Source organism: Spiroplasma sp. ald (assembly GCF_044714355.1).
Taxonomy (GTDB): Bacteria; Bacillota_I; Bacilli_A; order Mycoplasmatales; family Mycoplasmataceae; genus Spiroplasma; species Spiroplasma phoeniceum.
Map to the genome: position 1 here is coordinate 1 of NZ_RXFY01000029.1, position 8,940 is coordinate 8,940.

8 protein-coding genes are annotated in these 8,940 nt (G+C 25.8%); 5 read left to right on the forward strand and 3 right to left on the reverse strand.

The window, feature by feature from the left end; all coding sequences use genetic code 4:
- Window positions 1-90: 90 nt before the first annotated feature.
- The 3 genes from EHU54_RS02475 to EHU54_RS02485 all read right to left on the reverse strand — a co-directional run bounded on the left by EHU54_RS02475 (window position 91) and on the right by EHU54_RS02485 (window position 3,271).
- Window positions 91-825: a hypothetical protein gene (locus EHU54_RS02475; protein WP_400248761.1), complete on the reverse strand. Its 735-nt coding sequence runs from the start codon at window positions 823-825 to the stop codon at window positions 91-93.
- Between the two features lie 77 nt (window positions 826-902).
- Entirely contained in the window at window positions 903-1,961 is a 1,059-nt protein-coding gene (locus tag EHU54_RS02480; protein ID WP_400248762.1) for a rod shape-determining protein, read from the reverse strand.
- 260 nt (window positions 1,962-2,221) lie between these two features.
- A complete protein-coding gene (locus EHU54_RS02485; RefSeq protein WP_400248764.1) occupies window positions 2,222-3,271 on the reverse strand; it encodes a rod shape-determining protein in 1,050 nt (349 codons plus the stop codon).
- A 128-nt stretch (window positions 3,272-3,399) separates the two neighbouring features.
- Between EHU54_RS02485 and rnmV the strand changes: the two genes are divergently transcribed.
- The 5 genes from rnmV to mutM all read left to right on the forward strand — a co-directional run.
- Entirely contained in the window at window positions 3,400-3,918 is a 519-nt protein-coding gene (gene rnmV, locus EHU54_RS02490; RefSeq protein ID WP_400248769.1) for a ribonuclease M5, read from the forward strand.
- Window positions 3,918-4,766 (forward strand): 16S rRNA (adenine(1518)-N(6)/adenine(1519)-N(6))-dimethyltransferase RsmA, encoded by an 849-nt coding sequence (rsmA, locus tag EHU54_RS02495; protein ID WP_400248765.1) that lies wholly within the window; start codon window positions 3,918-3,920, stop codon window positions 4,764-4,766. The genes rnmV and rsmA overlap by 1 nt, the downstream gene beginning before the upstream one ends.
- A 2-nt stretch (window positions 4,767-4,768) precedes the next feature.
- Window positions 4,769-5,515, forward strand: coding sequence for a 4-diphosphocytidyl-2C-methyl-D-erythritol kinase (locus EHU54_RS02500; RefSeq protein ID WP_400248766.1), 747 nt, complete (start codon window positions 4,769-4,771; stop codon window positions 5,513-5,515).
- 67 nt (window positions 5,516-5,582) lie between these two features.
- Entirely contained in the window at window positions 5,583-8,192 is a 2,610-nt protein-coding gene (polA, locus tag EHU54_RS02505) for a DNA polymerase I (protein ID WP_400248767.1), read from the forward strand.
- 105 nt (window positions 8,193-8,297) lie between these two features.
- A partial coding sequence (mutM, locus tag EHU54_RS02510; RefSeq protein WP_400248768.1) for a DNA-formamidopyrimidine glycosylase occupies window positions 8,298-8,940 on the forward strand: 643 nt, incomplete at its 3' end.

Consider the following 8,940-nt stretch of genomic DNA (forward strand, 5'->3'; position numbering starts at 1 on the left):
TAAATTATTAATTTTAGATTTTTAACAAAAATCATTTTTCGTGGTGCTGAAATAACTACATAATTTAAAAAAATTATCCCATAATTAAGTTTAGTATCGGTTTGTATTAATACTTAAAGGAATTACAAAAGTGGGTGACATAATTGTTAAAATTCTAATTAAACTATTAACTAAATTTTCAATTCATTGCTTTGCTTCATCAATTGTTAAAAAGTATTTAGTTAATTTTAAATATTTAACTTCAACTGTTTCTTTTAAAAAAGTTAAATATTTTTTAACTAATGTTGTAATATAAGTATTAATATCAGTTGGTGTTTTATATCGATATTCAATTTCAATTGTTGATTGCTCACGCTTATATTTATATTCAAAAATTTGTGTATCAGATAAAATTATAATTGGATTATAAATCGTCATATAAATAAAGAAAGTTTTTAAATCATAAATATTAATTTTGCCTTCTTCAATGCTGGTAATAGTTGAATTAAATCAATCACTATAGATTTCTTCAATATTTGTTGAACTAGTATAAGGCCAGGCAATACCGCTATTATTATTTAGTAATTGATTTCAAGGTTTATCAATGTTAATGTAACCAGACGAAGTCAAAATTTGTTGAATAAATCAATATGAGAAATATGGTTCATTAATTGTTTTGTCAGAATTAAAAACTGCTCCAAAAATTGGTTGATCAGTTTTTGACGTATAAGTTCAATTTGCCAAAGCTTGGCGAATTCGTACATCAATTGTTGAACAACTTACAACTGAATTAATTGCTGGAGTTATAAAAGTTAGTGCTGTTAAAAATGATAATACTTTTTTCATTATTACCTTACCTTATTATTATAATTTTATCATTTTTCTAAAAATTATAATAAAAAAATAGATAGGTAGTTTTAAACTTATCTATTTTTTTTGTTTTCTTCAATTAAGTCGGTTCTAATTTTTTTCTCATAAGCAATACATCCATCAATAACAGATGTTTCTGCGTTTTTAGCTACACGAACAGGAATTTGGAAATAATCTGATAGAAATTCTTTAATTCCGGCAATTTGACCACATCCTCCAGTAACTAAAATTCCATTAGCAACAGCATCACCAGCTAACTCAGCTAGAGTTTTTTCTAAAACTTCGGTTATTAATTGTGTAATTGATGAAAAAATACTTATTAATAATTTCCTAATTTCTGAATCTAAAATTTCTGCTTCTTTTGGCATTCCTGTTACAACATTACGACCGAAAATAATCATTTTTTTATTTTCTTTTGTTTTGTATAATGAACCAATTTGTTTTTTAATTTGTTCAGCAGTAACAACACCAATTGAAATAGTATGCTTCGCACGAATGTATTTTAAGATTTCTTCATCAATATAATTCCCAGCAGTTTTAATTGATTTACTTTCAACAATTCCACCAGCTGAGATAATAGCACAACTTGATTTTCCACCACCAATGTCTAAAATAAAAGTTCCTTTTGGTGCAAAAATATTTTCACCCGCTCCTAAGGCAGCCATTAATGAATCTTCCTCGATTTTTACAAAGTCAGCACCAATATTTTTACACATCTTGATTATTGCTTGTTTTTCTAAGTCTGTAACATTTTTGGGACATGCAATTAAAACAATAGCATTTTTTCATAAATCAGTTACTTTTGCTTTTTTCCCTATTTGTTGAATAAATTCTTCTGCAATAGTTAAATCCGTAACTGCTCCATTACGTAATGGTGAGTAAATTTCAATTTTATCGTGTGTTTTGCCAATTAACTTTTTAGCATCATCACCTAATGCTATTAGTTTCTTAGTTCCGATTTCATATGCCATTACTGATGCTTCATTAAAAATAATGCCTCTCCCAGCAACATAAGCAATCGAATTAGTAGTTCCTAAATCGATAGCAATGAATTTCCGGGGTGCTTTTGGCGAAATGTTAAATGTATTTTTCAATACGTCTGATATTGCCATCTTTAAAATGTCTCCTTCCGTTTATTGCTTCGTTAAAAAACATAGCAATAATAATAACATAATAATTTTCTTAAATATTAAACCCTTTATTTGTTATAAAACATTCAATATCAAGTAACTTTATTATATAAAATCTGGTATAATTTGCAATTAAAAATGATAATTTCAAGTTTCTTTTTTCTTTTTTAAAAATTTTAGTTATTTTTTTATGTTATTAGTTCTTTGGAAAATAAAAAAAGTATATTTTAAAAATATACTTTTTATGAAATTTTGTATTCATTTGCATCAAGTAATTGAATTCTTTCAATTACAGCACCTAAATTTTTTTCATAAGTTTTAGCACCATCAATTACACACATTAATGGATCATTTGCAGCTTTTACTTTTAATTGGAAAATTGATTCAAAATATTTTACAATTCCACGAATTAAAGCTCCTCCTCCACAGATGGTAATACCATTTCTAATAACATCACCAGCTAATTCTGGTGGTGTTTGTTCTAATATTTCTACTAATAAGTCTGTAATTCTTGAAAAAGGGGCTAATAAAACGTTTTTAATTTCTTCAGGTTTAATTAATACTTCTCGTGGTAATCCCGTAATAATATCACGACCAAAGGCACGAACTGGTTTTTCATTAATTATTTTAACTAATGCACCAATTTCTTTTTTAATTTGTTCAGCCGTTCTAATTCCGACTAGCACATTGTATTCAGCACGAATATATTTTTGAATTTCTTGATCTAAGTGTTTTCCTGCAACTTTAACTGATTTTGAAATTACAATATCACCAGCTGAAATAATTGCAATATCTGTTGTTCCCCCACCAATATCAATTACTAAATTTCCTTGTGCTAGACCAATATTAATGCCAGCTCCTAATGCTGCTAGTTTAACTTCTTCTTCTACTAAAACGTGACTTGCTCCCATATCTTTTGCAATAGCTTTTAAAGCACCACGTTCTAATTCGGTAACTCTACTTGGGCATGCCAATATTACTAGTGAATTTTTTCAAATTCCTGATAATTTTAATCTACTAAAAATGTGTTTTAACAAATCTTGAGCCGCTTCCATATCGGAGATAACTCCGTCTACTAATGGTGTTACCATTCTAATATGATCATGCGTTTTTCCAACCATTTTGTATGCTTCATTTCCTAAGGCAATTAATGAGTTACTTAAAGTGTCATATGCCATCATCGAAGGTTCGTTATAAACAATTCCCTGACCTGATACATAGGCTACTGTGTTAGCTGTCCCTAAGTCTAATGCTAAAAACGAGTAGTCTTTTCCAAATTTATAATTAGCCATATTTCTTTTTGCCTCCTACTCCTATATTTAAAATTTATGATTATTTTAATATAACAGTTTAGTATAATTATACTATAAAATCAGAATAAGTAAATGAAAAAGGTGTTTATCGGGGAGTGAAGGCTAAAATGGGAGTATTTGTGATTGTTGAAGGTAAGACAGATTCAACAAAGTTAAAAAGTATTTTTCCTAATATTAAAACAATTGAAACTAGCGGTAGTGGGATTACAAAAGAAAAATTAGCATTGATCAAAAAAATTAGTTTAAATAATAAAGTAATTATTTTTACTGATCCTGATTATCCTGGACAAAAATTACGTCAAATTATTAGTGATTATTTAGAAAACAACTGCATGCATGCTTTTATAAGTAAGAATAATGCAACCAAGGGTAAAAAAGTTGGAATTGCTGAGGCATCTGAAGATGCAATTAAAAATAGTATTAATAATTTAATTAGTTTTTCAAACCAGCCAGTTGATAATTTACAATGAAGTGATTATATTAATTTAGTTGATTCAAAAGTAAAACGCGAAAAAATTATTAAGTACTATAACTTAATGCCAACTAATAATAAAACAACATTTAAATGACTAAATTATATGAATGTTAAAAAACAAGATTTAATTGATATTTTAAAGGAGAAATAATGAAGAAACAAAACCAAGAAATGCGTGCCGAAGAAATAATAGCTAAAAAGAGTAAGGGACAAAACTTTTTAACAAATCCTCATTTTATTAATTTAATTGTTGATAGTGCATTTGATTTACCAAACACAAATATTTTAGAAATTGGTCCAGGAATGGGTGCTTTGACGAGTTCTATTTTATTAAAAGCAAACAAACTTGTTTGTGTTGAAATTGATTCAACTTTAATAGAATATTTAACATTAAAATTTAAAGATCAGGGTTTAACTGTTCTCCAGGCAGATATTTTAACCATTGATTTAGAAAAATTATTTTTAACAGAATTTTTAGATAATAATCCAATTAGTATTATTTCCAATATTCCTTATTATATTACTTCACCAATTATTTTTAAATTATTAAAAATAAATAATCCAAAAGTAAAAGAAATTATTTTAATGATGCAAAAAGAGGTAGGTGAACGAATTATGGCTCAGTCAAATTCAAAAAACTATAGTAGTCTTTCTGTTGTTTGTCAATTTTATAGTGACATTGAAAAAGTTTCCTTAGTTGGTCGTAATAATTTTGTTCCAGTACCAAAAGTTGATAGTATTATTTTAAAATTTAAATTGAATAAAAAATATTCTTTATTAATAAATGATGAAGAATTTATTAGATTTATTCGAATGATGTTTGCAACAAAGCGAAAAACAATTTTAAATAACTTAGCAATTATTATTAATAATAAAATTTTAGCCGAAGATATTTTGGTAAGATTAAACTATGCATTAAATTTACGTTCAGAAAATTTAAGTTTAAATGATTTTTATCTTTTATATAATGAAATTAAACAAACTAAGGGAGAACTATAAAAATGAAAATTAGATCATATGGTAAGTTTAATTTAACTTTAGAGGTTTTTCACAAACATAAATTTAAAAAAATGCACCATATTAAAAGTATTATTTTTCCTTATAAGGAAAAATATGATTTTGTTGAGTTATTGCCTTATCAAGGTAAACAAACAATTTTTACTTGTAATAAAAAAGAACTAGATTCAAATAATAATACTATTTTGGAAGCATATCATAAATTTGTTGTTATGTTCCCTAAGTTTAAATCAACTCCAGTTCATATTAATTTAATTAAAAATACAACTATTGGTTCTGGTCTTGGTTATTCTGCTAGTAATGCTGTTGCAATGATTAAACTTATTTGTCATTTTTTTAATATTAATTATTATTCTTGGAAAATTAAAAAGTTAATTCAAAGTCTTAGTTCCGATGCTTTATTTTTTTATTTAGAAAAACCAGCAATAATCTCTGGTTATGGTCATAAAATTAAGTATTTAACAATGCATCAAATTAATAAGTATAAAATCCCAAATCTTAAAATTATTGATTCAAAAATATCATCAATCACAAAAGAGGTTTATCAAAAATTTGACCATAATTATCAATACTATAAAACAAAAAAAATAATTAATAATCTTTATTTTAATATGTTACAACAGCCCGCTTTTAAAATTAATCCAGAGTTAAAAAAATTTTATCTTATACTAAAGCAAGAATATTCAAATGTAATGCTTTCTGGTAGTGGCGGTGCTTTTTTGGCTTGATAATTTAGTTTTAAAGTATATTTTAAAATTAAATTAGGCTATAATTGAACATAAATGAGGAGATTGTAAAATGAAAAAAGTATTGTTAATTGATGGAAATTCTTTGCTTTTTAGAGCATTTTATGCCACAGCGTATAATGGCGAGATGTTAAAAAGTTTGGATGGAACACCAACAAATGCTGTTTATGCATTTGCCAATATGTTGAATAAAATATTAAAAACAAATAACTACTATAGTGTTGTTGTTGCTTTTGATAAAGGAAAAAAGAATTTTCGTCATGATTTATTAGTTGACTACAAAGATGGTCGGAGTAAAACGCCAAATGAATTAATTGTACAATTTCCAATTGTAAAAGAATTTTTAGATAGTTATCAAATTCCATATTTAGAGCAAGAAGGATATGAAGCTGATGATTTATTAGGATGTTTAGCAGTGCTGGCTGAAAAAGAAGATTTTTATGTTGATATTTTTTCAAGTGATAAAGATTTATATCAATTAATTACTAATAAAACAAATATTTTAGTGCCACCGCAAGGCGACAGTGCTGATGTTATTGATGAAACAGCTTTAAGAGCAAAATGGGGAATTACACCATTACAAGTTCCTGATTTAAAAGGTCTAATGGGTGATCCTTCCGATAATTTAAAGGGTGTTCCAAAGGTTGGTGAAAAAACAGCAATAAAATTAATTAAGGAATATCATTCAATTGAAAATTTATATGATAATATTGAGCAGATTAAGGGTGCATTACAACAAAATTTATTAAATCATAAGGAAAGTGCATTATTATGCAAAAAGATAGCTACTATTTTTTGTGATATTAATTTAGAACATTTTGCTTTTACTCAGTTTTCACCAAATCAAGAAAAATTAATGCAATTTTATTTAAAATATAATATGAATTCATTTGTAACAAAGTTGTTTAATAATCAAGATAATAGTACCGAAAGCTCAAATATAACAGTAAAAATTATTGAAGAATGATGTTCCGAATTTAATGAAAATAACACTACTGTTTATTTAGAATTATTAGATGAAAATTATCATACTGCAGAAATTATTGGGTTTGGAATTGTTAATTCGAAAGGTGTTTTTTATTTTGATTATATTCATGCAAAGCATGATAAACTATGACATCAATTTTTAAATGATACTAAATATCAAAAGTTAACTTATCATGCAAAGAGTTTAATTGTTGCTTTAGCTCGTGATAATATTTTTGTTCAAAATATTGAATATGATATGATGCTAGCTGGTTATGTTTATAATTCAAATGCAAAAAATAGTTTAGATACTTATATTAATTTATTTGAAAAAAAACAAATTTTGACTGATGAATTATTTTATGGCAAAGGGGTTAAAAAACAAATTCCTGCTGATGTAATTAAATTAATTCATTTTATTGGTGAAAAAGCAGCGTACATTCATAAATTAAGACCAAAAATTATTGAGTTATTAAAAGCTAATCAGCAATATGATTTATATTATAAGATTGAGTTACCAACCGCTTTTGCATTAGCACGAATGGAAATTAATGGTGTTAAAGTTAACCAACATGAATTAACAACACAAACCTTACGAATTGAAAAAATTGTGCAAGAATTAAATAATGAAATTAATGATATTGCACAAAAAGAAATTAATCCTAATTCACCAAAACAAATTTCAGAATTATTATTTCAAGATCTTTCATTACCTGATCGGAAAAAAGGGTCAACAGCACAAGAAACATTAGAAGAAATAAAAAATAACCATGTAATTATTCCAAAGATATTAGATTATCGAAAGTATCAAAAATTATATTCAACTTATTTAAAAGGGATGGAAAAATATATTTTTGCTGATGGGAAAGTTCATACAATTTATAAACAAACCTTAACAAATACTGGTCGGCTTTCATCTGTGGAACCTAATATGCAAAATATTAGTATTCGTGATGATGTTCAAAAAGAGGTACGAAAAATTTTTGTTGTTTCATCGCCAAATAATGTTTTATTATCTTGTGATTATTCACAAATTGAATTACGAATTTTAGCACATATGTCAAAAGACCAAGATTTAATTGCTGCTTTTAATAAGAATGAAGATATTCATACTAATACTGCAATGAAAATTTTTAATTTATCAAAAAATGAAATTACACCGAATATTCGTCGTAGTGCGAAAGCTGTTAATTTTGGGATTATTTATGGAATTAGTGATTTTGGTTTAGCAACTGATTTAAATATTTCTGTTGTAAAAGCAAAAGCAATAATTAATAATTATTATCAACAATTTCCAACAATTAAGGCTTTTATTGATCAACAAGTTGAGTTTTGTAAACAAAATGGTTATGTTACAACAATTTTTAATCGGAAACGTTATGTCCCAGAAATTAATGACTGTAATTATATGCAACGTGAATTTGGGAAGCGGATTGCAATGAATATGCCAATTCAAGGTAGTGCAGCGGATATTATTAAAATTGCTTTAAAAAATATTGACCAAGAATTTTTAAAATTAAATTTAAAAGCAAAAATTATTGCACAAATTCATGATGAATTAATTTTTGAAATTCCGCAAGTTGAATTAATTCAAGTGCAAAAAATTGTTAAAACATTGATGGAAGATTCTACTAAATTAAATGTAAAGTTAATAGTTGATATGAAAACTGGTTTAAGTTGATATGATTTAAAATAAAATTAAATCATATCACTTTTTATAATTTTAATTACTTATTAGCATCTTGATTTTTATTAGATATAAAAATAAAATTAAATTATTAATTAAGAAAGAAGGAACAATATGCCAGAATTACCAGAAGTTGAAACGGTCCGTCGTATTTTAACAAAACATGTTGTTGGAAAAACAATTACTGATTGTCAAATTTTTTGAAATAAAATAATAAAATATCCTCTTGATTCAAAGAAATTTATAAAAAAAATTGTTAAACAAAAAATTAATCGAATTGATCGAATGGGGAAACATTTACTATTTATATTGGATGATTATGTTTTAATTAGTCATTTACGTATGGAAGGCAAATATTATTTTACACTAAAAGATGAACATGGTGAATGACAACATATTATGGTTTTATTTGAACTTGATCATCAATTTCAATTACGTTATCATGATACAAGAAAATTTGGGACAATGCATTTATATAATAAAAATGATTATTTACAACAAGCACCATTGAATAAGTTAGGATATGAACCATTTGATGAAAAAATTACAGTTTCATATTTAAAAAATGCTTGGCAAAATAAATCACAGCCGATTAAAACAACATTATTGGAACAAAATGTTATTGTTGGAATTGGGAATATTTATGCCAATGAAATTTTATTTGCTTCTAAAATTCATCCTGGTGAAAGAACAAAAAATTTAGTTGATCAAGATTATCAAAATATTATTGACAATACAAAATTAGTTTTACAAAAAG